Origin of the sequence: Mycobacterium sp. SMC-13, from assembly GCF_045311035.1 — a bacterium.
Lineage (GTDB): Bacteria > Actinomycetota > Actinomycetes > Mycobacteriales > Mycobacteriaceae > Mycobacterium.
Genome location: NZ_JBJIAI010000013.1, coordinates 114,665 through 139,616 on the forward strand (window position 1 = coordinate 114,665; position 24,952 = coordinate 139,616).

The following is a 24,952-nucleotide window of genomic DNA, read 5'->3' on the forward strand; positions in this document are numbered from 1 at the left end:
GCAGCGGTGCTAGTGGGCGGTGTCGTCGACCTGCAGGGGCAACGTCGGATCAGCACTCCATTCCTCCAGGGAACCGTCGTAGACGCGGACCGATTCGACACCGCAGGACGCGAGCGCCAGCGCGTTGGCCGTCGCCGAGATACCACCGCCGCAGTACAGCAGCACCTCGCGGTCGAGATCCGTTCCGGCGTCCCGGTAGCGTTCTCTGATGTCCGCGGGTGGACGCACCAGGCCACGGTCGTCGAAGAGTTCGCGGGCCGGCACGTTGACGCTGCCGGGTATGTGTCCGCGGCGGGTGTAGCGCGTCGGTTCGATGCCCGAGAATGCCGGCGGCGACAATGCGCATACCAGATTGCCTGCATGGCATTGGATTTCACGTAGCTCGTCGAGATCGATCCACGCCTCACGTATCGGTCGTGCCGACCACGACGCGACGGGCCGGGCGGGCACGGACCCGGATTCCACGGGAAGTCCCGCGGCCCGCCACGCGTCGAGTCCGCCGTCGAGCACCCGCACCGGAATTCCGATCCAGCGCAACAGATACCAGGTTCTCGCCGCCCAGAAACCACCCGTGCTGTCGTACACGACGGTCGGAGTGTCGGCGCCGATGCCGAACCGGGCGAGGCGGTCGGCGAGATCTTGTGGTGGCGGGTGGTGATTGTGGGTCGCGGCGGCGATCGAGAGATCGGTGTCGACCTGCACGTGGAGGGCGCCGGGAAGGTGCGCGGCTTCCCAGGCGCTGCGGCCGCTGTCCGCGCGGAAGTCGCCGTCGACCTGTGGGCGGTGTAGCACCAGGCTGGCGTCGAGAATCACCGGCGTGGCGTCGCTCGCCAGCGCGGTGGAAAGCTCCTGAGCGCTGATGAAGGGTCCGGAGTTCACCATGCCGGATCCGTCGTGACAGCAGGGATATTCGCGAACGCCGCAGGCCACCGTTCGGGCGCAGTGAGAATTCCGTGCCCGGCGAGCCAGTGTGCGTACGGCTCGACGAGCTCGGGACGTACTGTGCCCCAGGAATTCTCGTGGAACCAGGTGCTGGAGATGGCGTCGAGTGAGCGGTCGATGACGTCTGCTGGGAAGTACGGCATGACATCGCTCAGCAGGTCGGCCGCCTCGTCGGGGTGCTGGGCGGCGTAGCGGAAACCTCGTTCGCTGATCGCCCGGAAGTCGGAGACCAGCAACGGATTTCGGTCGATGAGGTCATCGTGCACGCCGAGCAGGTAGCTGTGGTACCCGAACGGCAGCTCTTCATCGACGCGCCAGATGCGCTCCGGGCGGTCCGGATGCTCGCTCAGCAGGATGTCCCAAGCCCAGTAGGAACCGAAGGTGGCGTCGGCGACGCCGGCGGCCAATTCGGCACTGGTGAGCTCACGCGCGCCGACGTCGACAAGGGTGACGGCATCGGGGTCGCCGCCTGCTTGCGCGACCAGATCGCGCACGACGGCCACCCCGCGGGGTGTCGGATTGAGTGCCACCCGCTTGTTGGCCAACTCGGCCAAACTGCTGATCCCACTGCTGACGAGAGTGCGAATCGTCTCCAAGCCGCGCTGGTTCACCGCGGCGATCGCCTTCAGCGGCTCGCCGCGCTCGGTACGCACCAGCAGCCGGTTGGTCGGGAATACCGCGAGATCCACCAGGCGCCGGCCGAGGTGTTCGAGGCTGTCACCGATGCCGGGGTCCACCGTGCGGATCTGCAGTTCGATCCCTGCGTCGGCGTACCAGCCCCGGTGCCTGGCCAGATAGAAGCCGGCCGAGTTCGGCCACGGATGAAAGTACTCCAGGGCCAAAGAGATCGAGGTGGTCATGACGTCCTTTGCGAAGCGGTGAATTCGAATCCGGTCGGCGTCGCGAGTGCGATCAGGTCGGCACACCGCCGCGGCCGATAGCGGGTGACGAATTCCTCTTCCTGGGCCGCCCAGCGGTCCCAGTGCGGCCGGTACAGATCGCCGTCGCGGCGTAGTGCCCGGCGCTTGCGCACCTCGTCGTCGGCGTCGACCCAGATGCCCAGATCGGCGAGCCGCCGCCCGGCGGGCGTGAGGGCCCCGGTGCCTTCGACGATCAAGCGCTGTCCGCACTCGACACGGTGCCAATCTCCCGGGACCTCACGGGCCCAGTCCCAGCTCCGCCAACGTCCCGCCTCGCCGGCGGCGCGAGGTGCCAACAGTGATTGGTGCACGTGGTCTACGGCCCAGAACAATCCGTCCCAACCCGGATAGATGTCGTCGAGGCGGACCACCACACTGGCAGACCAGGCATCGTGCAGTTGCGTTGCCAGCGTGGACTTTCCTGATCCTGAACGGCCGTCGACCAACACCGTCGCTGCGTCGTCGAGGCGCCCCAGAATCTCATCGAGTACCAATGAAGTTCCACGCTCCGGTGGCGACCGACGTGGCGATCGCCACCGCGATGATCGTGAATCCAGCTGTGACAAGGGCGAACTCACGTCCAGCGAAGGGCGAGGGGCGAGCCCAGGTCCGGTGGCGGTGCGCGCCGAACCCGCGCGCCTCCATCGCGGTGGCGAGTTTGGTCCCGCGTCGGACCGCGAAGACCAACAGCGCGAAGGACTGTCCGGCGATGCGGCGCAGCCGCGCGTGGTCGGCGACGCCCCGGGCCCGGCGCGCGTATCCGAGGTACTGCCAGTCCTGGCCCAGCAATCCGACCAGACGCAGGCCGGCCAGCGCGCCGAGCACAAACCGGGCCGGTAGTTTCAGTACCTGCCCGAGCCCGTCGGCGAGCTCGGTGGGATCGACGTCGGCGAACAGGATCACTGACGGCAGTGCGATCGCGAGGACGCGCAGAAAAGTGGTCAGCGCCAAGGTGATCGAGCCGTCGCTGATGGTGACGAGCAGGAAGTGCCAGTGCACGGCGCCGCTCGGCTGGCCGTAGAGGAGGATGGTGACGGCGGTCAGTGCCGCCGCGACGGCGATCACCGCACCCCGCGTCAGGACCGGGCGCAGCCGGGCGCCGACCACGAAGAACAGGACGAGCTCGAGCACCAGCGCCGTCAGGGCCGACACCCAGTCGACGGACAGCACCAGCCCACCCGCGATGACGAGGGCGGTGAGCAGCCGGGCGACGGGGTTGACCGGGCGGGTGGCGACTGCCTCCACGGTGGTCATTCTGTTGTCTCCGTTGCGGTTCGCCACGCAGGTAGCTCGATGCGGGTGTCGGCGAGCAGGGCGGTGAAATCGAGGTCGTGCGTGGCAGCCACCACGGCCGTCCCCGCGTCGGCGACGTCGGCCAGCAGCCGGACCAGTTCCTCCCACGTCCGGCGGTCCTGCCCGAACGTCGGCTCGTCCAGGACGATCACCGCGGGCCCCGTGGCCAGGACGGTGGCGACGGACAGTCGACGTTTCTCTCCACCGGAGAGGGTGTACGGATTCGCGTCGGCGACGTGCTGCAAGCGCAGTCGCTGAAGCAATTCGTCTGTGCGGGACTCGATTTCGGGGCCGGTTCGCTTCAGCGCCCGTGGTCCCAAGGACAGTTCGTCGCGGACGGTACCGGTGAGAAACTGATGCTCCGGGTCTTGGAAGACACTGCCGATCCGGGTGAGCAATTCCTTCGATCGCCACCGGACCGGCTCGAGCCGGGAGCGCGGGGGAGCGAGCGCGGCGTCGGCCGTGAGCCGCCCGGCCGCCGGTCGCAGCAACCCGCCGAGCGTCAGCGCCAGGGTGGACTTGCCCGCACCGTTGGGACCGGTGACGACGGTGGTACGTCCGCGCCGGATCTCGAAATCGAGCCCGGTGTTCAGTGGGGCGTCGCCGTGCTGCCCCACCAAGAGGTCGGTGGCGCGAAGCAGGACGCTGTCGTCCCCACCCCGGCGCCTGGCGATCTCAGGCAGAGGGTCGCCCGGCACCCAGACGCCGGACCGGACCAGGTAGTCGTGTTCGCGTCGGATCGTGTCGTCAGGCGTACCGTCGGCGGTCACCGTGCCGTCGGCACCCAGGACGATCACGCGGTCGATGACCGGCAGCCATACGTCGGTGCGGTGCTCGATGACGATGAGCGTCGCGCCCGTCCGGCGCGCGGACTCGACGATCGCGTCGCGGACCTCGATGACGCCGGCGGGGTCGAGATTGGCCGTCGGTTCGTCGAGCAGGATCAGGCCGGGGCGCATGGCCACCACACCGGCCAGCGCGAGGCGCTGCTTCTGCCCGCCGGAAAGCTTCGAGGTGGGATGGGAGAGCGACGCATTCAGTCCGACCGCGTCGAGCGCCTGGCGCACCCGAGGCCAAATCTGATCGCGCGGAACGCCGAGGTTCTCCATCCCGAAGGCCACGTCGTCTCCGACCCGGGACAGGATCACCTGCGAATCGGGATCCTGCAGCACCATGCCGATGCGGGACCGGCGTTCGGCCGGCGGTGCACCATCGACGTGCAGCTGTCCCGCCTGACGGCCTTCCTCGGCGCCGCCGAGCAGTCCGGCGACGCCGTGCAGGAGTGTGGACTTCCCGGCGCCCGACGGCCCGAGGAGCAGCACCCGCTCTCCGGGCGCTATCGACAAATCGAGATCGCGCACAGCCCAATTCGCGCGCGTCGCATGCTGCCAACCCCAGCCGCGCGCGGTGACCGCAGCGCCGACGGAACGCGCCGCGTCCGTCGAGGTCCGCGCCCGGCCGCCCAGGGCGTTCACGACGCCGGGCTCGGTTCCAGACGTCCCGACGCGAAACGGCTGAGAACTCCGGTCCGGGCCAGGTTTCTCACCACGACCCATGACAGCAGTCCGGCAACGAGGGCGCCGGAGAGGATCGCCGAGGCCACATAGACCGCGGCGAAGCCGGCGGCAGAACCGGGGTACCACAGGATCAGGTCGTTGATGGCCAGGGCGATCCCGGCGACCGCTCCGGAGAGCACTGCGGTGGGCAGGCCCCACCGCCGGTACAGGAACACCGCGAAGACCAGTTCCGCACCGAGACCCTGGACCAGGCCGGATTCGAGGGTGAGCACACCCCACTGATTGCCGACCAGCGCCGAAATGGAAGCGGCGACGAGCTCGCCGTAGACGGCCGCACCGGGCTTGCGGATGACCAGAGCAATGAGCACACCGGCGAACAGCCACCCACCACCGAGCAGTGCCTGCAGACCGGGGAGCACTGCGCCGAGAGGCGCGCTGACCGGATTGGATGCGATGTTCCACAGCACGAAGATCAGTCCGGCAGCCGTCGCGAGCACACTCGCAACGACGATGTCGACGACGCGCCAGCGCAGTACCGGGCGATCAATGGTGGACGGGGTGCTCATACGTCTCCTTCATGCCGTCGCGCGGGACCGCGACGGCAACAAGTATGGACGGCCGGCACAACCGCTGTATGCCTTCGCGTCATCATGAGTATTTTCTGTATACAAAACAGCTTCAAATGTATTCTCGATGGAACGCAACACTTGGAGGACGGGTGCAACGGACCGCTTTTCACAGTGCATTTCGCGCTGACCTGTTGGCCGGCCGGTTCTCCGCAGCCGAACCCCTGACCGAGAGCGCGCTGACCGCCGCATACGGCGTGTCCCGAACTCCGGTACGCGAGGCGCTGAGCCGCTTGGAACAGGAGGGGCTGATCAGCCGCTCGGTCCGCGGCTATCGCATCCGATCGGGCTCGCCGGACGATGTCATCGAGATCTACGACGTCCGCATTGCACTGGAGAAAGCGGCTGCCGAGGCAGCATCGGCACGACGAACCGAATTGCAGGTCGCTCAGCTGGCGCAGCTGCACCAGCGCGCGGCCGCGGCTGAGGACGCGGCCGTGGCTCGGCAGCTGAATTCGCAATGGCACGAGGTGCTTTGGGCCGCATCGCACAATGCGACGCTCCAGGAAACGCTGACCAACCTCGTGGCCAGACTTCGCCTGTGTGACAGGGAGGCGATGCACAGGGACGATCTGGCCGACGTGGCGACCGAACACGAGGCGATCATGGATGCCATCCGGCGGCACGACTCGGCAGCCGCCAGTGCGGCCATCGCCACGCACCTCCAGCGGACCAAGCAGGAACGTCTCGATACGTTTGCGCGGCTCTACAGCCCGCCGCCACTGGCCCAGCGGTGAACCTCGGCAGCAGCGCTGTGAAAGGATCAGTGTCCGAGCTGTTTTGGTGATCTGTCCGATTCGTTCTCGAGCCGCGATGCGCGGTGTTCAGTCTTTGTTTGCTGCAGGGAAATTCAGATGACTCCTGTGAAGGCGCTGTGATATCCCTTGGGGCATGAGTGATTTGACGCTGCGCTCGGTCAGCGACAGCGATGATTTCGATGCGTTCATGGCTACGTCGTACGGGGTGTTCCTGCAGGATCCGCAGCAGGACGAGATCGACCTGATGCGCGCCTTTACCGAGTACGACCGCATGTTCGGTTTTCACGACGGCACCCGTTGGGTGTCCACTGCCGGTGCCTTCGGGAAGCAGGTGGTGCTGCCCGGTGGGGCGACGACGGCCGTGGCTGCGGTCACCGCCGTCACGGTGTCGCCCAGTCATCGACGCCGCGGCCTGCTCACGGCGATGATGCGCCACCAACTCGAGGACATTCGGGCACGCGGCACCGAGGCGCTGGCCATGTTGTACGCATCGGAGGCCACCATCTACGGGCGCTTCGGCTACGGCATGGCAGTGCCGGTGGCGGAGCTCTCGGGCAAGGTCCGTGAACTGGGATTCCGCCCGGACGTCCAGCTCGGCGATGGCTCGGTGACGCACGTCGACGCCGAGACGTTGCTGGCCAACGGACCCGAGATTCATCAGCGCGCCATGGTGCAGCGGGCCGGACTGATGGAGCGGCCGGGTCCGTGGTGGGACAACTGGATTCACGACAACGAGCCGAGGCGCAAGGAGTTCGGCAAGCTTCGCTTCCTCCTGCATCGCGAGGCCGACGGCACCGCCAGTGGATTCGCCATTTACCGGCCCAAGGTCAGCTGGACCGACGGCGGCCAGCCCGACAGCGAACTCCAGATTCAAGAGGTGCTGGCCACCAATCATCGTGCGTACGCGCAGATTTGGCGCTATCTCCTGGATATGGATTTGATCAGGACCGTCGGATACGACGGTGCGGCAGTCGATGAGCCGCTCCTCAGCCTGGTGGCCGACCGGCGCGCGCTGGCATGCCAGGTCAGGGACGGCGTCTACGTACGACTGGTCGATCTGCCTCGCGCGCTGAGTCTGCGGAGCTACTCGGCTCCGGTCGACGTGGTGCTGGAGATCTCCGACGAGTTCTGTCCGTGGAACACCGGCCGGTGGCAGCTTCGCGGCGGACCTGATGGGGCTGAATGCGAAAGCACCACGGCATCAGCGGATATCGCCATGTCGGTGCGTGACCTCGGCGCCGTCTACCTCGGCGGGGTGAGTCTGCAGGCGCTGGCGAGCGCAGGGCTCGTTCGCGAGCTCACGCCGGGTTCGGTGCACCGCGCCGCCGTTGCCTTCGGCTGGCCGACCGCCCCGGGTGTGCCCGACGACTTCTGACGACTACGCGGTGCGCCTGGATATCAGGCGCACCGCGGGGTCGACGGCGGCCAGTGCCTGCCGCAGGACATCGATCTCGTCGGCCGCGACCTGCGTGACGAAGTGGACCAGGGCGGCGTGCCGGTCGCTTCGTTCGGCAGCCTGCCCGAGTGCATCGACCATGAGACCGGCCACCAGCTCGTCGCGGCTGCGCGACGCGACGTAACGGTGCGCCCGGTCATCACGCAGTTGGTGGACGACGCCCTTCCCGGCGAGTCTGCGCAGGACCGTCATGACGGTTGTGTACGCGAGTTTGCGTTCGGCGCAGATGGCGTGATGGACCTCGCGAACGGTCTGTGGCCCGTCCGCGTCCCAGAGGTGATCCATCACCTCGCGTTCCAGGTTGCCCAAGTGCCTCAGCATGGCCATCGTCCGTCCCTCTCTGGCGCCCTTTGGGATCTAGTCGCATGGGAGTCGGCCGAGTTCCCGCGGACCCAGCGCCTCTGGCATTCGAACAAAGTTTCGAATATTCTGATGGGGTGGGTTGGCACAACGGGCCGCCGAGCTGGGCGGAGATGCAGCGGGTGCTCGAGGGTAAACCTCGGGTGGCCGGTGCTGCTCCGGAGTCGCCGGCCGACGGCGGTGACAGCCCGGCCTGGTCGCGCAAGCGGGGTGACTATCGACCGGTGGACCGCCCGGCCCGGCCGGGAACGTCGGTGCCGTACGCCGAGTTGCACGCCCATTCCGCATACAGCTTCCTCGACGGCGCCAGCACTCCGGAAGAACTGGTGGAGGAGGCCGTCCGGCTGGATCTGCGGGCCATCGCACTGACCGACCACGACGGGCTCTACGGCGTCGTGCGTTTCGCCGAGGCCGCCAAAGAACTCGACATGGCGACGGTGTTCGGCGCCGAACTTTCGCTCAGCAACACTCCGCGCACCGAGTTGCCCGACCCGCCCGGCCCGCATCTGCTGGTGCTGGCCCGCGGACCCGAGGGGTATCGGCGGCTGTCCCGGGAACTGGCTCGGGCGCATCTGGCCGGCGGCGAGAAGGGCGTGCTGAGTTATGACCTGGACACCCTCACCGAAGCCGCCGGCGGACACTGGCAGATCTTGACTGGATGCCGTAAAGGCCATGTGCGCCAAGCCTTGTCGTCAGGTGGTGTGGAAGCGGCGGACAAGGCGCTGGCCGGCCTGGTGGACAGGTTCGGCGCCGACCGGGTGACCATCGAACTGACCCACCACGGACATCCGCTCGACGATGAACGCAATGCGACGCTGGCGGCTCTGGCCCCGCGGTTCGGCCTCGGTGTCGTCGCCACCACCGCCGCGCATTTCGCCGCGCCGTCGCGGGGAAAGCTGGCGATGGCGATGGGCGCCATTCGCGCGCGCAACTCGATGGATGAGGCCGAAGGCTGGCTGGCTCCGCTGGGCGGGTCGCACCTGCGGTCCGGGGCGGAGATGGCCCGGCTGTTCGCCCACCACCCGGGTGCGGTGACGAACGCTGCCGAACTGGGGGAGCAGTGTGCGTTCGAATTGCGTTTGATCGCACCGAAATTGCCGCCGTTCGACGTGCCGGAAGGGCATACCGAGATCAGTTGGCTGCGTGAGCTGGTGGCGGAGGGGGCGGCCCGTCGCTATGGCTGGAAACCGGACGCGGACCGGGAGAAGGCATACCGGCAGATCGAACACGAGCTCAAAATCATTGAGCAGCTGGAGTTTCCGGGCTACTTCCTGGTGGTACACAGCATCACCGAGTTCTGCCGAAGCAGTGACATCCTGTGTCAGGGCCGGGGATCGGCCGCCAACTCGGCGGTCTGTTACGCACTGGGCATCACGAACGTCGACCCGGTGGCCAACGAGCTGCTGTTCGAACGGTTCCTGTCCCCGGCGCGCGACGGCCCGCCGGACATCGACATCGACATCGAATCGGACCTGCGCGAGAAGGTCATCCAGTTCGTCTACGAGAAGTACGGCAGGGACTACGCCGCGCAGGTGGCCAACGTCATCACCTACCGCGGTCGGAGCGCGGTGCGGGACATGGCTCGGGCCCTGGGGTTCTCGCAGGGACAGCAGGATGCCTGGAGCAAGCAGATCAGCCGGTGGAACGGGCTCGCGGACTCCCCGGATGTCGAGGACATCCCCGCGGCGGTGATCGACCTGGCGCTACAGATCAGGAATCTGCCGCGGCACATGGGAATTCACTCCGGCGGCATGGTGATCTGCGACCGGCCGATCGCCGACGTCTGCCCGGTGGAGTGGGCGCGGATGGAGAACCGCAGCGTGCTGCAGTGGGACAAGGACGACTGTGCCGCAATCGGTTTGGTGAAATTCGACCTGCTCGGGCTGGGCATGCTCTCGGCCCTGCACTACATGATCGACCTGGCCAGGGACCACATGGGCATCGAAGTGGATCTGGCCAAGCTGGATCTGACCGAGCCGGCGGTGTACGAGATGCTGCAGCGCGCCGACTCGGTCGGGGTGTTCCAGGTCGAGTCCCGGGCCCAGATGGCCACGCTGCCGCGACTGAAACCCAAGAAGTTCTACGACCTGGTGGTCGAGGTGGCCCTGATCCGGCCCGGTCCGATCCAGGGCGGCTCGGTGCACCCGTACATCCGGCGGCACAACGGGCTGGAGGCCGCGGTCTGCGAACACGAGTCGATGAAGCCCGCGCTGGACCGGACCCTGGGCGTGCCGCTGTTCCAGGAACAGCTCATGCAGCTGGCCGTCGACTGCGCCGGGTTCACCCCGGCCGAGGCTGATCAACTGCGGCGGGCCATGGGGTCCAAACGCTCCACCGAACGGATGCGGCAGTTGCGCGGACGGTTCTACGACGGCATGCGGGAACTGCACGGCATCACCGGCCAGACGGCCGAGCGGATCTACGAAAAGCTCGAAGCCTTCGCCAATTTCGGCTTTCCGGAGAGTCATGCGCTGAGCTTCGCGTCGCTGGTGTTCTCCTCGTCGTGGTTCAAGCTGCACCACCCCGCGGTGTTCTGTGCGGCGTTGCTGCGGGCTCAGCCCATGGGCTTCTACTCGCCGCAGTCGCTGGTGGCCGACGCCCGCCGGCACGGGGTGCTGGTGCACGGGCCGGATGTGAACGCCAGCCTGGCGTATGCGACGTGCGAGAACCGCGGCACCGAGGTGCGGCTGGGGCTGGGGACCGTCCGGCACATCGGGGACGAGTTGGCCCAGCGCATCGTCGACGAACGAAATACCAACGGGCCGTTTGCTTCTCTGCTCGACCTGACCGGGCGGGTGCAGCTGTCGGTACCCCAGGCCGAGGCGCTGGCGACCGCAGGCGCGCTGGGGTGCTTCGGCATCACCAGGCGCGAGGGATTGTGGGCGGCCGGGGCGGCGGCCGCGGAACGCCCCGACCGGTTGCCCGGCGTCGCGTCGGCCGGCGGCATACCGGCGCTGCCCGGGATGACGGAACTGGAGCTGGCGGCCGCCGACGTGTGGGCCACGGGTGTCTCGCCGGACAGCTACCCGACCCAGTTCCTGCGAGAAGGCCTCGACGCGCTGGACGTGGTGCCGGCGAACAGGCTGCTGGAGGTGCCCGACGGCACCCGCATCGTGGTGGCCGGCGCGGTGACGCACCGGCAACGTCCGGCCACCGCGCAGGGGGTGACGTTCATCAACCTGGAAGACGAGACCGGCATGGTCAACGTGCTGTGCGCACCGGGGGTGTGGTCCCGGCACCGGAAACTGGCGCAGACCGCGCCGGCGCTGTTGGTGCGCGGCATCGTGCAGAACGCCAGCGGGGCCGTCACCGTGATCGCGGACCGGATGGGCCGGCTCGATCTACGGGTGATGACCAAATCCCGGGACTTCCAGTGAGAGAGCTTCGGCCCGAATCACCCCAACGGACTCCCAGACCAGACGAAGTGGGTAATTTTGCCCAGTTCATTGACATAATGGCCGATTTGTAAAAAGCTGGATCTATGGCAGCCGCACGCTGTCGAGTAGTGTTACCGAGACCGCCGGTACCGCAAAATTACCGCGCATCCGTGATCGACTCAGGAGAGCCAGCATGCCCGCACCGTCAGCGCAGGTTTTCGATCGTCTGCGTCAACTGGCCGCCATTGAGAACATCGACGACCGGCCGACCCGCACCATCGACGAGGTCTTCACCGGTAAGCCGCTGACCACCATCCCGGTCGCGACCGCCGAGGACGCCGAGAAGGCGTTCGCCAAAGCGCGTGCCGCCCAGCGTGATTGGGTCAAGCGGCCGGTCGCCGAGCGGGCCGCGGTGATCGCCCGCTACCGCGACCTGGTCCTGGAGAACCGTGAGTTCCTGATGGACCTGCTGCAGGCCGAGGCCGGCAAGGCGCGGTGGGCGGCCCAGGAAGAGATCATCGACCTGTTCGCCAACGCGGACTACTACGCCAAGGTTGCGGCCAAGCTGCTCAAGCCCCGCCGCGTCGCGCCGCTGCTGCCGGGCCTGAACCGGACCACCGTCGCCTACCAGCCGAAGGGCGTCGTCGGCGTCATCTCGCCGTGGAACTACCCCATGACCCTGACGGCCTCGGACGCCGTGCCCGCCCTGCTCGCCGGTAACGCGGTGGTGCTCAAGCCGGACAGCCAGACGCCGTACTGCGCGCTGGCCTGCGCCGAGCTGCTCTATCGTGCCGGTCTGCCGCGCGCGCTCTACGCCGTGGTTCCCGGGCCGGGCTCGGTGGTCGGCACCGCGATCGCCGACAACTGCGACTACCTGATGTTCACCGGTTCCTCGGCCACCGGTAGCCACCTCGCCGAGCACGCGGGCCGTCGTCTCATCGGGTTCTCCGCCGAACTCGGCGGCAAGAACGCCATGATCGTCGCCAAGGGCGCCAACCTCGACAAGGTCGCCAAGGCCGCCACCCGCGCCTGCTTCTCCAATGCCGGTCAGCTCTGCATCTCGATCGAGCGCATCTACGTCGAGCGGGACATCGCCGACGAGTTCACCCGCAAGTTCGGTGACCAGGTGCGCAAGATGCAGCTCGGTACCGCCTACGACTTCAGCGTGGACATGGGCAGCCTGATCTCCGAGGGCCAGCTCAAGACCGTCTCCGGCCACGTCGACGACGCAAAGGTCAAGGGCGCCAAGGTGATTGCCGGTGGCAACGCCCGCCCCGACATCGGCCCGCTGTTCTACGAGCCGACCGTGCTCACCGACGTCACGCCCGACATGGAGTGCGCCAACAACGAGACCTTCGGTCCGCTGGTGTCGATCTACCCGGTCGCCGACGTCGACGAGGCCGTCGCCAAGGCCAACGACACCGAGTACGGCCTCAACGCCAGCGTGTGGGCCGCCTCGATCGAGGAGGGCGAGCAGATCGCCTCCCGCCTGCGGTCCGGCACGGTCAACGTCGACGAGGGCTACGCGCTGGCCTGGGGCAGCCTCGGTGCGCCCATGGGCGGCATGGGCATCTCCGGGGTGGGTCGCCGGCACGGCGCTGAAGGCCTGCTGAAATACACCGAGTCCCAGACCATTTCGACGTCGAAGGTGCTCAACCTCGACCCGCCGTTCGGCCTGTCGAAGTCGCTGTGGCAGAAGTCGCTGGTGCCGATCGTGCGCGCAGTGACGAAGCTGCCCCGGCACTGACGGCGACGAGCCCGCCGCCACGGGGTGACGGCGGGCCGGCGGTAATGTGCGGCTATGACGCTGAACCTCACCGCTGACGAAGTGCTGACCTCCACCCGATCGGTGCGCAAGCGACTCGACTTCGAGAAGCCCGTGCCGCGCGAGGTGATCATGGAGTGTCTGGATCTGGCGCTGCAGGCGCCGACCGGTTCCAACGCCCAGGGTTGGCAGTTCGTCTTCGTCGAGGACGCGGCCAAGAAGAAGGCGCTGGCCGACATCTACCGCGCCAACGCCACGCCGTACCTGGACCTGCCCAAGCCCGAACGCGGCGATATCCGCGACCAGCAGATGGACGCCGTGATGGGCTCGGCCAAGTACCTCAACGAGAACTTCGAGAAGGCGCCGGTCCTGATGATCCCGTGCCTCGAGGGGCGGCCCGACGGGATGGACGCCGGCATGCAGGCGTCGTACTGGGGCTCGCTGCTGCCGGCGGTGTGGAGCTTCATGCTCGCGTTGCGCTCCCGCGGTCTCGGCTCGGCCTGGACGACGCTGCACCTGATCGGCGAAGGGGAGAAGCAGGCTGCAGAACTGCTGGGGATCCCGTTCGACAAGGTCACGCAGGGCGGACTGTTCCCGATCGCCTACACCAAGGGCACCGATTTCAAGAAGGCCCAGCGGCTGCCGGCCGAGCAGCTCGCGCACTGGGACAGCTGGTGAGCTGAGGCGTCAGCTCGGTCAGATGCCCTCGGCGAAACCGAGCTGACGCCACGCCTCGTACACCGCGACAGCCGCGGCGTTGGACAGGTTCAAGGACCGCCGCCCCGGGATCATCGGGATCCGGACCTGCTGGGTGATGTGCGGGTCGGCGAGGGTCTCGGCGTCCAGCCCGGTGGGCTCGGGCCCGAACATCAACACGTCATCCGCCTGGTAGGCCACGTCGGCGAACGACGAATTCGCGTGCGCGGTAAAGGCGAACACTCGCGCCGGCAGGAGTGCCTGCCACGCGGTCTCTAGATCGGCGTGCACCGTCACCGACGCCAGATCGTGGTAGTCCAACCCGGCGCGACGCAGCTTCGGCTCGGACAGGTCGAAGCCGAGCGGCTCGACCAGATGCAGCTCGGCGCCGGTGGCGGCGACCATCCGGATCGCATTGCCGGTGTTCGGCGCGATGCGGGGTGAGTAGAACAGCACCTTCAGTGCCACCCTGCCGCCTCTCTGTCTGGGTCTAGGTGGGGCCGAAGTAGGTTACTGTGCCGCGGCGGAATCGCCGATGCCGTGGGGCAGCTGGTTCAGATCAGCGTGCGGTGACACCAGTGCGTCCAGCGCGGTCATGCACAGGTCGACGGCGGCGTCACGAGAAAAGCTCTGCAGCTCAAGCCATTCCAGTGCGACTTCGCGAACCAGGGCCAGCCATCCGGACAACGCCACCGACACCAGGTCGCGACCGGACCCCGCAAGGTCCAGGGCGTCCAGGGCGTTGTCGCGCAGTCGGGTGAGTTCGAAGGTGATCGGGCTGCGCACCGCCGGGTCGGCAGCGATGGCGCTGCGATTGGCGATCATCATCAGCGTCAGGTTCTGTTCGTAGAACGTGTAGTGCGCGACGAGCGCACCGCGGATCTGTGCGCGCACGGTGTCGGTGGCGGTGAAGTGCGAATCGTGCGCGAGTTTCTCGTGGGCGCGTGCCCACAGCGCCGCGAACAATTCCTTCTTGCTGGGGAAGTAGTGGTAGATCAGCGCCCGCGAAATTCCGGCCTGTGCCGCGATGTCCTCCATCGCCACCTGCTCGAAAGGCAGGACAGAGAATGCCGCCATGCCGAGATCGAGAATCTGATCCCGACGTTGGTCGGGTGTTAACCGACTCCGTGCCATTCAGGCACTGTAATTCAACCGTTGACCGTATCCGTGCAGGGTCGATAGCCTCGTATTGGATTACGTCCAATAGGGGTGTGAAATGGTGGTGAAATGGTGGCTGACCATCTTCGGTGCGGTGTGCGTCCTGATCGGACTGGCACATCTGCTGATCGGTGCGCCGTCGATCATCGGTGGTGGACCCGTCAACGCCACGATCGATAGCGATCTGCGGTTCTATGCCGTGTTGTTCATCGGTTTCGGTGGCGGATTCGTCTGGGCGGCCGCCGACCTGCCCCGTCGCGCCGCGACAGTGCATGTGCTGGGGGCATTGTTCCTGGCCGGGGGACTGGCGCGGTTGCTCGCGATCTGGCAGACCGGCGTCCCGCACATCTTCTATGTCGCGATGATTCCGGTTGAGTTGGTGGTCCCGGTCGTCAACTGGGCGCTGCTCAAACGCATCGCCTGACCATTCGATCGAATCTGCGGCCTCTTACCACACAACTGTGCAACACATAGGTCACGAACGCTGTTCGTTGGATGTGAAGCATGGAAACGGCTGCTCATCGCTGTCATACTGCGACAGATTGCCAGGCGGATTTCCCGTGCCCGAGTGGGCTGATAATCCGGCGGGGAACACCAATATGAACCAAGCGCCTGTAACCGATCGCGGACCCATGGCCGGCGGGAAAGCCGAGCCGCGATGACTGCTGCGCAACAGTTTTCGGCAGCTGATCAGATCACCCGCGCGCCCGCCAAACGCCCGTCCCGCTTCGCGCCGTCGAATTGGCCCGTCGCCTGGAAAGTTTTCGCCATCGCCTTTGTGCCTCTGATGCTGGCCGGCACGTTCGGCGGAATGCGCATCTATTCGGGCTGGACGGACGCCGCGGATTTGCGGCGCGCGGCGGACCGCGCCGAAATGGTGCCCGCCATCGAGAACTACATGGCGACGTTCGACGCCGCGCTGCTGGCCACGTCCACCGGCGGCGATGCGCAACAGGCGCTGAGCGCCTACGACGAGAGCAAACGACGTCTGCAGCACCGGCTGTCGGACACCGACGTCGCGACCGACGTCGGTACCGGCATCAAGACCCTGCTCGACGGTGGTCAGGGCCTGCTCAACAAAGTCGCGACCAACAGCATCGGGCTGCGCGAGCGAGTGACGTTGTACGCGCCGATCCTGCTGACCGCCGAGGACACCATCACCGGTTCGGTGCGCATCGACGACGAGAAGATCCGCGCCCAGACGCAGGGCCTGAGCCGGGCCGTCGGCGCTCGCGGCCAGATGATGATGCAGCAGTTGCTCGTCACCCTCGGCGGCGAGCTGCCGGACAACGAACTGCGCAGCTCGATGACCACCCTGGCGGGCACGGAGCCGTCGACGTTGTTCGGCATGAGTGAAGTGCTGGGTGTCGGCTCGCCCGACGCGCAGAAGCTGGCCCAGGAGATGGTCAAGCGGATGTCGATGATGTCCGACCCGAACGTGCAGCTGGTCAACAATCCCGACCTGAGCCAGTCGATCCAGACCACCAGCGGCATCGCCGGGAAGCTGCTCGACAGTGTGTCCAAGACCGTCGTCTCGGCGGTCGACGACCAGGCCACCGCCAAGCGCACCGAAGCCATCCGCGATTCGGCCATCGTCGGTGCCGTCATGGTGCTGGCCCTGCTCATCGTGTTGTACATGGCGCGGACACTGATCCGGCCGCTGCGGCGCCTGCGCACCAGCGCTCTCAAGGTCGCCCACGAGGACCTGGTCCGCGAACTCGACGAGGTCCGGTCTGGCGCCGACGTGACGGTCCGCCCGCTGCCGGTGCAGAGCACCGAGGAGATCGGGCAGGTGGCCCATGCGGTCGACGAGCTGCACGAGCAGGCCGTGCTTCTGGCCGGCGAACAGGCCCGGCTGCAGCTTCAGGTCAGCGACATGTTCGAGACGCTGTCGCGGCGCAGCCGGTCGTTGATCGACCAGCAGCTGACCGTCATCGACCAGCTGGAGCGCGACGAACAGGATCCGCAGCGGCTGTCCAAGCTGTTCCGGCTGGACCACCTGGCCGCGCGGATGCGGCGCAACGGGGCCAACCTGCTGGTGCTGGCCGGCACCAACGTGCCGCACGAACAGGGCGAGCCGGTGCCGGTGACCGCGGTGATCAACGCCGCGGCGTCCGAGGTCGAGGACTACACCCGCGTGGCCATCGTTGCGGCGCCCGACACCGAGATCCACGGTTCGGTCGCCGGCGACCTGGTGCACATGATGGCCGAGCTGCTGGACAACGCGTTGCGGTATTCACCGCCGAGTTCGGAGGTCCAGGTCTCGGCGGTGCATGCGCCCAACGGCGCCCTGGTGATCGAGGTCAGCGACAGCGGTCTCGGCATGACCGAAGCCGATCTCCGCATGGCCAACAGCCGTCTGCGTTCCGGCGGCGAGGTCAACACGTACACCGCGCGGCATATGGGCCTGTTCGTCGTCGGCCGGCTGGCCACCCAGCACGGCCTGGTCGTCCGGCTGCGCGACACCGTCGAAGGCGATCCCGATTCGGGCACCACCGCCGGCATCTACGTCCCGGTCGAGTTGCAGGCCGGGCTGCCCGCCATTCCGGACTTCGGCACCTACTGGGACGGCTCGTCGACCGCCGAGACCGGCGTGACCGACCTCCCGGGCCTGGGTCCCGACACCGGCGGGTTCGCGACGTTCGGCGCCGTGGCGCAGCCGCTCGCTCAGCCCCCGGCGTCGCCCGCGCCGTCGGTGGAACCGGCTTTCGTGGAACCCCAGACCCGCAACGGCTTCGGTGCCGGACCCGCCGACGCGGGCGACCTCAGCGGCGTCAACCTGCCGCAGCGCAATCCGGGAGCCAGCGGCATCGCCGGCCGTACCGAGTCGCCTGCCGAGCGGCCCGCTCAGGCGCCGACCGACACGTCGTCGTTCTTTGCCGCCCGGGCGCAGACGCCGCCCGCGGCGCCCGAACCCGCGCGTCCGGCGCCGGCGCCGGTCCGCCCGACGCCCCAGCCTGCGCCGCCGGTCCGTCCCGCCCCGACGCCCCAGCCGAGCCCCACCGCCGGAAGTGAGGACGCCATCTACCAGAAGATGCTCTCGGAATGGCTGATCGACGATCCCACCCAGTTGGCGAACAGCACCGACCTCGACTGGCAGACCGTGTGGGACCAGGGCTGGTCGGCGGCGGCCGCCGCGCAGGACGCGCCGGTCGTCGAGCACACCGAGGCGGGCCTGCCGGTCCGCCAGCCCGGTGCCCGGCTGGTCCCCGGCGCGCCTGACGAGGGCGGACACCCCGAAGGCTCCGACGAGGGCGCACTACGGCGGGATCCCGCCGCAGTGCGGGCCAGCATCAGCGGACATTTCGGCGGCGTGCACGCGGGCCGGTCGCAGTCCCGGGACACGGGAGGCCGGTGATGACACGTACGACGCAGCGCGAGTCGCTGGATTGGCTGGTGACGAAGTTCGCCGACGAGGTGTCGGGGGTCGCGCACGCCATCCTGGTGTCGGCCGACGGTCTGCTGATGGCCGCGAGTTCGCGGATGCCCACCGAGCGAGCCGACCAACTCGCGGCCGTTGCCTCCGGGCTGGCCAGTCTGGCCACCGGCGCCTCCCAGCTGTTCGACGGCGGGCACGTACTGCAGTCCGTGGTCGAGATGGAGCACGGATACCTGTTGCTGATGCGCGTCGGCGACGGTTCGAACCTCGCGACGCTGGCGACCCGGTCGTGCGACATCGGCCAGATCGGCTACGAGATGGCGATCCTCGTCGAACGCGTCGGGACCGTCGTGCAGTCTGCCCGCAGGACCCGATAAGGACACCTCATGGAGCCGACATCTGACGCCTGGGAGTCCGCATTCACCGCGGAGCAGCCCAGTCTGGTGCGGCCCTACACGCTGACCGCGGGCCGGACCACCACCGAGATCGAGCTGCCCATGGAGGCGCCGATCTATCCGCTGGCGGGCGCCCCGGCGTCGCACTGGCCCGGCAACGACGTGCGCGGCGAAATTCTCAAACTCGGTTCCACCCGGCCCTCGGTGGCCGAGGTCGCGGCAAAGTTAGCAATACCACTCGGTGTTGCGCGTGTGCTGATCGGCGACCTCGTCACGCAGGGTTATCTTCAAGTACACGCCACGCTCGGCACCACGGCGAGCATCGACGACCGGCGTGACTTGATCGGGAGGACACTGCGTGGCCTACGGGCACTCTGATCGGCACGCCCCCGCGTCGACGAAGATCGTCATCTCGGGTGGGTTCGGCGCCGGTAAGACGACGTTCGTCGGTGCGGTCTCCGAGATCATGCCGCTGCGCACTGAGGCCATCGTCACCAACGCCTCGGTAGGCGTCGACGCGCTCGCCGGCACCCCCGACAAGAACACCACCACGGTCGCCATGGACTTCGGCCGCATCACCCTCGCCGACGACCTGGTGCTCTACCTGTTCGGCACACCGGGGCAGCGCCGGTTCTGGTTCATGTGGGACGACCTGGTGCGCGGCGCCATCGGCGCGATCATCCTGGTCGACGTCCGCCGGTTGCAGGACAGCTTCGCCGCCGTCGACTTCTTCGAGGCGCGGGGTCTGCCGTTCATCATCGCCGTCAATGAATTCGACGGTGCGCCAAGGCATCCCGGCCACGCGGTCCGCAAGGCGCTGGCGCTACCAGACCACATCCCGGTCGTGACCGTCGACGCGCGGCAGCGGCAGTCGGCGCGCGACGCGCTGATCACCGTCACCGAATACGCGCTGACGAGGTTGGGCGCCCCGGCCTAACGAGCCAGGTCCCACTGGCCGTAGTCGGCCGCCAGGATGTCGTCCTCGTCGACGTGGAAATCACCGATCATGGTGCCCGGGTCGGAAGCTGTCACCACCGTCGCCTGATACAGCACTGCCATCGGCGCGCGGGCGCCACCGGACCAGGCCCGCGTCTGCCACGCCCAGCGATGTCCCGGCGTGGTGGAGCGACCGATGACGCCGTCGTCGGCCGCCCAGGTGACCTGGCGCGCACCGCCGTAGATGCCGGTGCGCTGCACCCCGAGGACCGAATTGATGCCCTTGAACCATTGCAGCGCAACGTTTTTCCATGTGTCGGCGGAGATGTCCTCGTCGACGCTGAAGAAGATCGGCGCGGTGTCCGGCCCGCCGGCCGCGCCATGCAGTCTCAGTGCGGTGCGGGCGTCGGCCACGCCGCCGTCGAAGCCGCGGGTGAAGTCCGACGGGCTGTTCACCCAGCCCGGCTTGCCGTACTGGTAGACGCTCACCACGTGCAGACCCGCTGCCCGCAGCGCGTCGGTGTAGTCGCGGCTGACGGGCTTGAAGTCGAACGTGGCACCCGGCCGTAGCTCCGACACGTAGACGATGACGCCGGTGTAGCCGGCGGCGACGACCTGGTCGACGGGTACCTGGAGATGCGTGAAGTCGATCAGTTTGCCATTGTCGGCGGAGCCGACGGGTTTGCCGTTGTCGGCCAAGGCAATCGGGGTGCCGACTGACGCGGCCAGTCCGGCGGTGGTCAGAGTGAGGAAACCACGTCTCGACAGGCGGTCAGCGGGGCGTGCCAGGTCTGCCATGGGGGCTATCGTACGAACTCGTGACGGTTCCCGACGAGCACTGGCAAGACACGGAATTCACCGGAGTCGTCTTTCGTGACGAGTACGACGGGGACCTCAGTCGGCTGCGCACCGAGCGGGTCGTCTTCACCGACTGCGACTTCAGCGGCGTCGACCTCACCGAGTCCGAGCATTCCGGCTCGGCGTTCCGTAACTGCACCTTCCGCCGGACCTCGCTGGCGCACAGCACGTTCCGGCATTGCACCTTGCTGGGGTCGACGTTCACCGAGTGCGCGATGCGGCCCATCACCATGGTCGAGGTGGACCTGCGGCTCGCGGTGCTGGCCGGTTGCGATCTGCGGGCGGTTGACCTGACCGACTGCCGGCTGTCCGAGGCCTCGCTCGTCGGCACGGACCTGCGCAAGGCCGTGCTGCGCGCGGCCGACCTACGCGGCGCGCGGGTGCAGGACGCGAAGTTCGAGCAGGCGGACCTGCGCGCGGCCCGCACGGATGCGACGTTCTGGACCACTGCCGGGTTGCGGGGCGCCCGCATCGACGTCGACCAGGCCATCGCCTACGCCGTCGCCCACGGCCTGGACCTGTCCAGCTAGCCCCTAGTCGGCCTTCAGACGGATCCGCCAGCGCACGAAGCCGAGATAGCACGCCGAGAGCAGCAGCAGGGCACCGATGTCGGTCCACCACGCGCCGGTGGTGTGGTGCCAGAACTTGTCATTGGGCAGCACCGGCTCGGGGACCAATCTGGTCAGATCGATGGTCGAGGCCGACGACGCGAAACCCCACCGTGCCGGCGTGAGCCAGGACAACTGGTCGAGCACCACGCGGCCGGTGACCGGAATCAAGCCGCCGGAGAACACCAACTGGCTCATGACGGCCACCACGAGCAGCGGCATGATCTGCTCGGCGGATTTGGCCAGACCGGACAACGCCAGACCCGTCATGGCCGCGGCCACACACGTCATCGAGATGTCGACGAACATCTCGAGGCTGCGGCTCGGTATCACCGAACCGTTCGTGACCGCTCCGGCGCCCCAGCCTTTGCCCATGATCGTGATCGCCACGACGATCGACGACTGGACGACGGCGAACGCAGTGAACACCGCGACCTTCGCCGCTAGGTACGCGGTAGTGGAGAGGCCGACGGCCTGTTCCCGCCGGAAGATTGCCCGCTCACCGATCAGCGCGCGAATGGTCAGCGCGGTGCCCATGAAGATGGCGCCGACGTTCATCATGACCAGGATCTGGCCCGGTTCGCTCGGTGCGGCGCCGAAATCAGGTGGGCCGGCCGCGAGTGGTTTGCCGAAGCCCACACCGGATTTGTTGGGGCCGCCACCGGGCACCGAAAGGGACAGCACGCCCATGATGAACGGCAAGAACAGCAGGAACGCCGTGTAGGCACGGTCGGCCAGGATCAGCTTCACCTGGCGTCGGGCGATGGTGGAGAACTGGCGCAGCAGCGACGTCTTCGCCGGCGCACCCAGGTCGGCCGGTGTCGCCGCGGGTGGCTGTGGTGGCGGCGGGCCGGAGCGCTGCAGGAACTGCTGGTGGGCCGCCTCCGGATCGCCGGCCACCGACGAGAAGATGTCGGCCCAGTTGGTGGTACCCAGTTCGGGACCGATCTGGCTGGGCGGGCCGCAGAAGGCCGTCATGCCGCCCGGTGCCAGCAGCAGCACCTGATCGCAGACGTCGAGGTAGGTCAGTGAGTGGGTGACCACCAGCACCACACGACCGGCATCGGCCAGCTGGCGCAGCATCGTCATCACCTGACGGTCGAGCGCCGGGTCCAGGCCGGACGTCGGCTCATCCAGGATCAGCAACGACGGACCGGTCAGCAGCTCGAGCGCCACCGACGCACGCTTGCGCTGACCACCGGAGAGCTTCGCGACCCGGGTGTCCAGGTGCTTCGTCATCTCGAGCTCTTCGAGCACCTGCATGACGACCTGCTCGCGGTCTTCCTTCGTGGTGTCCGGCGGCAGCCGCAGCTCGGCGGCGTACATCAGGGCTTGCCGGACGGTCAGGTCGCCGTGCACCACGTCGTCCTGCGGCACCATGCCGATTCGGGAGCGCAGCGAGGCGTACTCGGCGTGGATGTCGTGGCCCTCGAAAGTCACGGTGCCGCTGGTCGGATGGGTCAGGCCGGCGACCTGCTTGGAGAACGTCGACTTGCCGGCGCCGGACGGGCCGATCACCGCGGTCAGCGTGCCGGGGCGGGCGTCCAGCGAGATGTTGTTCAGCAGGGTCTTGTTGCCCTCGATGGTCCACGTCAGGCCGTGAACCTCGAGACCGCCGGTGCGGGTGTCGGCGGTGGTGACGGTGCGGCGGGCCAGGGTGCCGCCGCTGTAGACGAGGTCGACGTTACCGATGGTGACGGTGTCGCCATCCCGGAGCATCGCCTCCTCGACCCGCTGGCCGTTGACGAAGGTGCCGTTGATGCTGCGGTTGTCGATGATCTGGGCACCGCCGCCCGCCGACGGGATCAACGTGGCGTGGTGCCGCGAGGCCAGGACGTCGGGGATGACGATGTCGTTGTCGGTGCCGCGACCGATCTTGATGGCTCCGGCCGGCACCTCGGCGTTGCGGCCGGGCCGCAGGATCTTGAGCATCGTCGTGCCGAGGTTGTTCTCGCTCGGCCGCGCGACCGCGGTCGGCCCGAACTGCGTGGCGGGCGAGCTCGACTCGTCAGGCGCGATTCGGGTCGGCGCCGGCCGGGACATCGGAGCGGACGGCGGCGCGTACTGCTGGGGTGCGGTCGGGTAGCGCGGCGGCTGCTGGCCGTACTGCGGCTGCGGCCCGCTCGGGTATTGCGGCTGCGGACCCGACGGGTACTGCGGCTGCGGACCTGACGGGCTGAACGTCTGGGGGCCGCTCGGGTATCGCTGCTGCGCCGCTGACGGCGGGGTGTACGGCTGCTGGCTCGGCCAGGTCGCGCTGGGCCGGTTGTTGGTCGACGGCGTCGGCGTGACGGGCATGGACGTCGTCGGCGGCGTGCCGGCCGGGCCCAGGTGCTGGCCGACCTCGAAGGTCAGCAGCGGGCCGTCGGGGTTACCGATGTTCACCGCCGAGCCGTCGTGTAGATCGGCGGCCGGGACACGCTGCCCGTTGACGTACATGCCGTTGAGGCTGCCGTTGTCGACGGCGACCCAGCGGCCGTGATCGAAGCGCAGCATCAGGTGCGCACGCGAGATCAACGGGTGGGCGACGCGGAAGTCGGCGCGCAGATCGCGGCCGACTACGACATCGTTTCCCGGGGCGAACGTGCGCGTGGTGGCGTCATGGCGAACGGTGAGCGCTGGCAATGCGGCTGGTCCAGTCATCGAAGGCAACTCTATCCGTTGCCGGGGACTTTCCTGGGGACCAGCCGGGTCAGTAGGGCTTGCCGGTCACGACGCAGTGGGTGCGGCTGTAGATGGTGGGCATGCACAGATTGCAGTGTGTGCACACGGATTTGACGGGGTTTTCACTGTCTTCTGCTCGAATGCGGTTGAGTAGGTCGGGTTCGGCGAGCAGGGCGCGGCCCATCGCGACGAACTCGAACCCCTCGGCCATGGCCAGATCCATGGTTTCCCGGTTGGTGATGCCACCCAACAGGATCAGCGGCATCGACAGTTCGGCCCGGAACTGCCGGGCCTGCTCGAGCAGGTAGGCCTCCTGGTACGGGTACTCGCGGAAAAACTTGTGCCCGCTCATCCGGATGCCCCAGCTGATCGGCGGCCTGAAGTTCGCGGCGAATTCCTTGACCGGTGCATCGCCGCGGAACAGGTACATCGGATTGACCAACGAACTGCCCGCAGTCAGCTCCAGCGCGTCCAGGGCGCCGTCCTCTTGCAGCCAGGTGGCGGTCTGCAGCGACTCTTCCATGGGGATGCCGCCGCGGACGCCGTCGCTCATGTTGAGTTTGGCGATCACCGCGATCCGATCACCCACGGCCTCCCGTACGGCCTGCACGGTGCCGCGGGCGACCTTGGCCCGGTTGTACAACGAGCCACCGAACTCATCGCGGCGCTTGTTGATCAACGGCGACAGGAACGAGGACGCGAAGTAGTTGTGGCCCAGGTGCACCTCGACGGCGTCGAACCCGGCCTCGATCGCCAGCCGGGCGGCGTTCGCGTGCGCGGCCATCACATCGTCGATGTCGGCGCGGGTGGCCTTGCGGGCAAAGCGCATCGACAGCGGGTTGAACAACCGCACCGGCGCCAACGCGGTGGCCTTGTTGGTGCGGGCATTGGCGACCGGGCCGGCATGCCCGATCTGCGCGCTGATCGCCGCCCCCTCGGCATGCACCGCCGCGGTCAACTTCTGCAGCCCCGGGATGGCCTCCGGGCGCATCCACAACTGCCACCCATCGGTACGCCCACCCGGGGCCACCGCGCAATAGGCCACCGTCGTCATCCCCACCCCGCCCGCGGCGGGCAGCCGGTGATAGCGGATCAGATCATCGGTGACCAGCGCATCTGGCGTCGCCGCCTCGAACGTCGCGGCCTTGATGACCCGATTACGCAACGTGATCGGACCGAGCTTGGCTGCACTGAAAACGTCAGTGGACACATTGGGCTGGGTGTTCACATTCGGCAGCTGACCA

Annotated in this window: 23 protein-coding genes; 11 read left to right on the forward strand and 12 right to left on the reverse strand. The window is 67.7% G+C overall.

The genetic code is table 11. From position 1 onward, the window contains the following. Window positions 1-9: 9 nt before the first annotated feature. The 6 genes from ACJH6I_RS19710 to ACJH6I_RS19735 are packed head-to-tail and all read right to left on the reverse strand — an operon-like array spanning window position 10 to window position 5,238. Window positions 10-882, reverse strand: a complete 873-nt coding sequence (locus ACJH6I_RS19710) for a sulfurtransferase (protein ID WP_212806739.1) — start codon at window positions 880-882, stop codon at window positions 10-12. After that, complete coding sequence (locus ACJH6I_RS19715) at window positions 876-1,802, reverse strand: ABC transporter substrate-binding protein (protein WP_318986826.1); 927 nt, start codon at window positions 1,800-1,802, stop codon at window positions 876-878. The genes ACJH6I_RS19710 and ACJH6I_RS19715 overlap by 7 nt, the downstream gene beginning before the upstream one ends. Continuing rightward, window positions 1,799-2,356 (reverse strand): hypothetical protein, encoded by a 558-nt coding sequence (locus tag ACJH6I_RS19720; RefSeq protein ID WP_212806737.1) that lies wholly within the window; start codon window positions 2,354-2,356, stop codon window positions 1,799-1,801. The genes ACJH6I_RS19715 and ACJH6I_RS19720 overlap by 4 nt, the downstream gene beginning before the upstream one ends. Next, the gene (locus ACJH6I_RS19725; protein ID WP_212806736.1) at window positions 2,343-3,116 is read right to left on the reverse strand and encodes an energy-coupling factor transporter transmembrane protein EcfT; all 774 of its coding nucleotides are present in this window, start codon (window positions 3,114-3,116) and stop codon (window positions 2,343-2,345) included. The genes ACJH6I_RS19720 and ACJH6I_RS19725 overlap by 14 nt, the downstream gene beginning before the upstream one ends. Next, window positions 3,113-4,630 carry an ABC transporter ATP-binding protein gene (locus ACJH6I_RS19730; RefSeq protein WP_244872799.1) on the reverse strand — a complete coding sequence of 506 codons (1,518 nt, stop codon included), beginning with the start codon at window positions 4,628-4,630 and terminating at the stop codon, window positions 3,113-3,115. Before ACJH6I_RS19730 ends, ACJH6I_RS19725 begins: the two co-directional genes overlap by 4 nt. Further along, window positions 4,627-5,238, reverse strand: a complete 612-nt coding sequence (locus ACJH6I_RS19735; RefSeq protein WP_212806735.1) for an ECF transporter S component — start codon at window positions 5,236-5,238, stop codon at window positions 4,627-4,629. The genes ACJH6I_RS19730 and ACJH6I_RS19735 overlap by 4 nt, the downstream gene beginning before the upstream one ends. A 194-nt stretch (window positions 5,239-5,432) precedes the next feature. On the opposite strand from ACJH6I_RS19735, the gene ACJH6I_RS19740 reads away from it, so the two are divergent. Together ACJH6I_RS19740 and ACJH6I_RS19745 are read left to right on the forward strand one after the other, a co-directional pair. Then, window positions 5,433-6,035, forward strand: a complete 603-nt coding sequence (locus ACJH6I_RS19740) for a GntR family transcriptional regulator (protein WP_212806734.1) — start codon at window positions 5,433-5,435, stop codon at window positions 6,033-6,035. 154 nt (window positions 6,036-6,189) lie between these two features. Beyond that, window positions 6,190-7,431, forward strand: a complete 1,242-nt coding sequence (locus tag ACJH6I_RS19745) for a GNAT family N-acetyltransferase (RefSeq protein WP_318986827.1) — start codon at window positions 6,190-6,192, stop codon at window positions 7,429-7,431. A gap of 3 nt (window positions 7,432-7,434) precedes the next feature. Here the strand turns inward: ACJH6I_RS19745 and ACJH6I_RS19750 are convergent, their stop codons facing one another. Then, entirely contained in the window at window positions 7,435-7,839 is a 405-nt protein-coding gene (locus tag ACJH6I_RS19750; protein ID WP_318986828.1) for a BlaI/MecI/CopY family transcriptional regulator, read from the reverse strand. Between the two features lie 110 nt (window positions 7,840-7,949). On the opposite strand from ACJH6I_RS19750, the gene ACJH6I_RS19755 reads away from it, so the two are divergent. The 3 genes from ACJH6I_RS19755 (at window position 7,950) to ACJH6I_RS19765 (ending at window position 13,692) form a co-directional block, all read left to right on the forward strand. After that, entirely contained in the window at window positions 7,950-11,249 is a 3,300-nt protein-coding gene (locus tag ACJH6I_RS19755; protein WP_318986829.1) for an error-prone DNA polymerase, read from the forward strand. A 193-nt stretch (window positions 11,250-11,442) separates the two neighbouring features. Continuing rightward, the gene (locus ACJH6I_RS19760; RefSeq protein WP_318986830.1) at window positions 11,443-12,996 is read left to right on the forward strand and encodes a succinic semialdehyde dehydrogenase; all 1,554 of its coding nucleotides are present in this window, start codon (window positions 11,443-11,445) and stop codon (window positions 12,994-12,996) included. A 54-nt stretch (window positions 12,997-13,050) separates the two neighbouring features. Next, a complete protein-coding gene (locus ACJH6I_RS19765; RefSeq protein WP_212806729.1) occupies window positions 13,051-13,692 on the forward strand; it encodes a nitroreductase family protein in 642 nt (213 codons plus the stop codon). Window positions 13,693-13,710: 18 nt separating this feature from the next. Here the strand turns inward: ACJH6I_RS19765 and ACJH6I_RS19770 are convergent, their stop codons facing one another. Then, window positions 13,711-14,172 (reverse strand): tRNA (cytidine(34)-2'-O)-methyltransferase, encoded by a 462-nt coding sequence (locus ACJH6I_RS19770; RefSeq protein WP_406784415.1) that lies wholly within the window; start codon window positions 14,170-14,172, stop codon window positions 13,711-13,713. 48 nt (window positions 14,173-14,220) lie between these two features. Next, window positions 14,221-14,844 carry a TetR/AcrR family transcriptional regulator gene (locus tag ACJH6I_RS19775; protein ID WP_318986832.1) on the reverse strand — a complete coding sequence of 208 codons (624 nt, stop codon included), beginning with the start codon at window positions 14,842-14,844 and terminating at the stop codon, window positions 14,221-14,223. Between the two features lie 82 nt (window positions 14,845-14,926). Here ACJH6I_RS19775 and ACJH6I_RS19780 point away from each other — a divergent pair, with 82 nt between their 5' ends. The 5 genes from ACJH6I_RS19780 (at window position 14,927) to ACJH6I_RS19800 (ending at window position 19,579) form a co-directional block, all read left to right on the forward strand. Then, window positions 14,927-15,292 (forward strand): DUF4345 domain-containing protein, encoded by a 366-nt coding sequence (locus ACJH6I_RS19780; RefSeq protein ID WP_318986833.1) that lies wholly within the window; start codon window positions 14,927-14,929, stop codon window positions 15,290-15,292. A gap of 234 nt (window positions 15,293-15,526) precedes the next feature. Then, window positions 15,527-18,226, forward strand: a complete 2,700-nt coding sequence (locus ACJH6I_RS19785) for an ATP-binding protein (protein WP_318986834.1) — start codon at window positions 15,527-15,529, stop codon at window positions 18,224-18,226. Continuing rightward, window positions 18,226-18,624 carry a roadblock/LC7 domain-containing protein gene (locus tag ACJH6I_RS19790; RefSeq protein ID WP_061001428.1) on the forward strand — a complete coding sequence of 133 codons (399 nt, stop codon included), beginning with the start codon at window positions 18,226-18,228 and terminating at the stop codon, window positions 18,622-18,624. Before ACJH6I_RS19785 ends, ACJH6I_RS19790 begins: the two co-directional genes overlap by 1 nt. Before the next feature lie 9 nt (window positions 18,625-18,633). Next, window positions 18,634-19,020, forward strand: a complete 387-nt coding sequence (locus ACJH6I_RS19795; protein WP_318986835.1) for a DUF742 domain-containing protein — start codon at window positions 18,634-18,636, stop codon at window positions 19,018-19,020. Then, complete coding sequence (locus ACJH6I_RS19800; protein WP_318986836.1) at window positions 19,001-19,579, forward strand: ATP/GTP-binding protein; 579 nt, start codon at window positions 19,001-19,003, stop codon at window positions 19,577-19,579. Before ACJH6I_RS19795 ends, ACJH6I_RS19800 begins: the two co-directional genes overlap by 20 nt. On the opposite strand, the gene ACJH6I_RS19805 is transcribed toward ACJH6I_RS19800, so the two are convergent. Next, window positions 19,576-20,376 carry a DUF1906 domain-containing protein gene (locus ACJH6I_RS19805; RefSeq protein WP_318986837.1) on the reverse strand — a complete coding sequence of 267 codons (801 nt, stop codon included), beginning with the start codon at window positions 20,374-20,376 and terminating at the stop codon, window positions 19,576-19,578. The two genes, ACJH6I_RS19800 and ACJH6I_RS19805, sit on opposite strands and share 4 nt — an antisense overlap. Window positions 20,377-20,396: 20 nt before the next feature. Between ACJH6I_RS19805 and ACJH6I_RS19810 the strand changes: the two genes are divergently transcribed. Then, window positions 20,397-20,966, forward strand: a complete 570-nt coding sequence (locus ACJH6I_RS19810) for a pentapeptide repeat-containing protein (RefSeq protein ID WP_318986838.1) — start codon at window positions 20,397-20,399, stop codon at window positions 20,964-20,966. A 3-nt stretch (window positions 20,967-20,969) separates the two neighbouring features. Here the strand turns inward: ACJH6I_RS19810 and ACJH6I_RS19815 are convergent, their stop codons facing one another. Next, window positions 20,970-23,687, reverse strand: a complete 2,718-nt coding sequence (locus tag ACJH6I_RS19815) for an FHA domain-containing protein (protein WP_318986839.1) — start codon at window positions 23,685-23,687, stop codon at window positions 20,970-20,972. Between the two features lie 49 nt (window positions 23,688-23,736). Further along, window positions 23,737-24,936: an NADH:flavin oxidoreductase gene (locus ACJH6I_RS19820; protein ID WP_318986840.1), complete on the reverse strand. Its 1,200-nt coding sequence runs from the start codon at window positions 24,934-24,936 to the stop codon at window positions 23,737-23,739. Window positions 24,937-24,952: the final 16 nt, after the last annotated feature.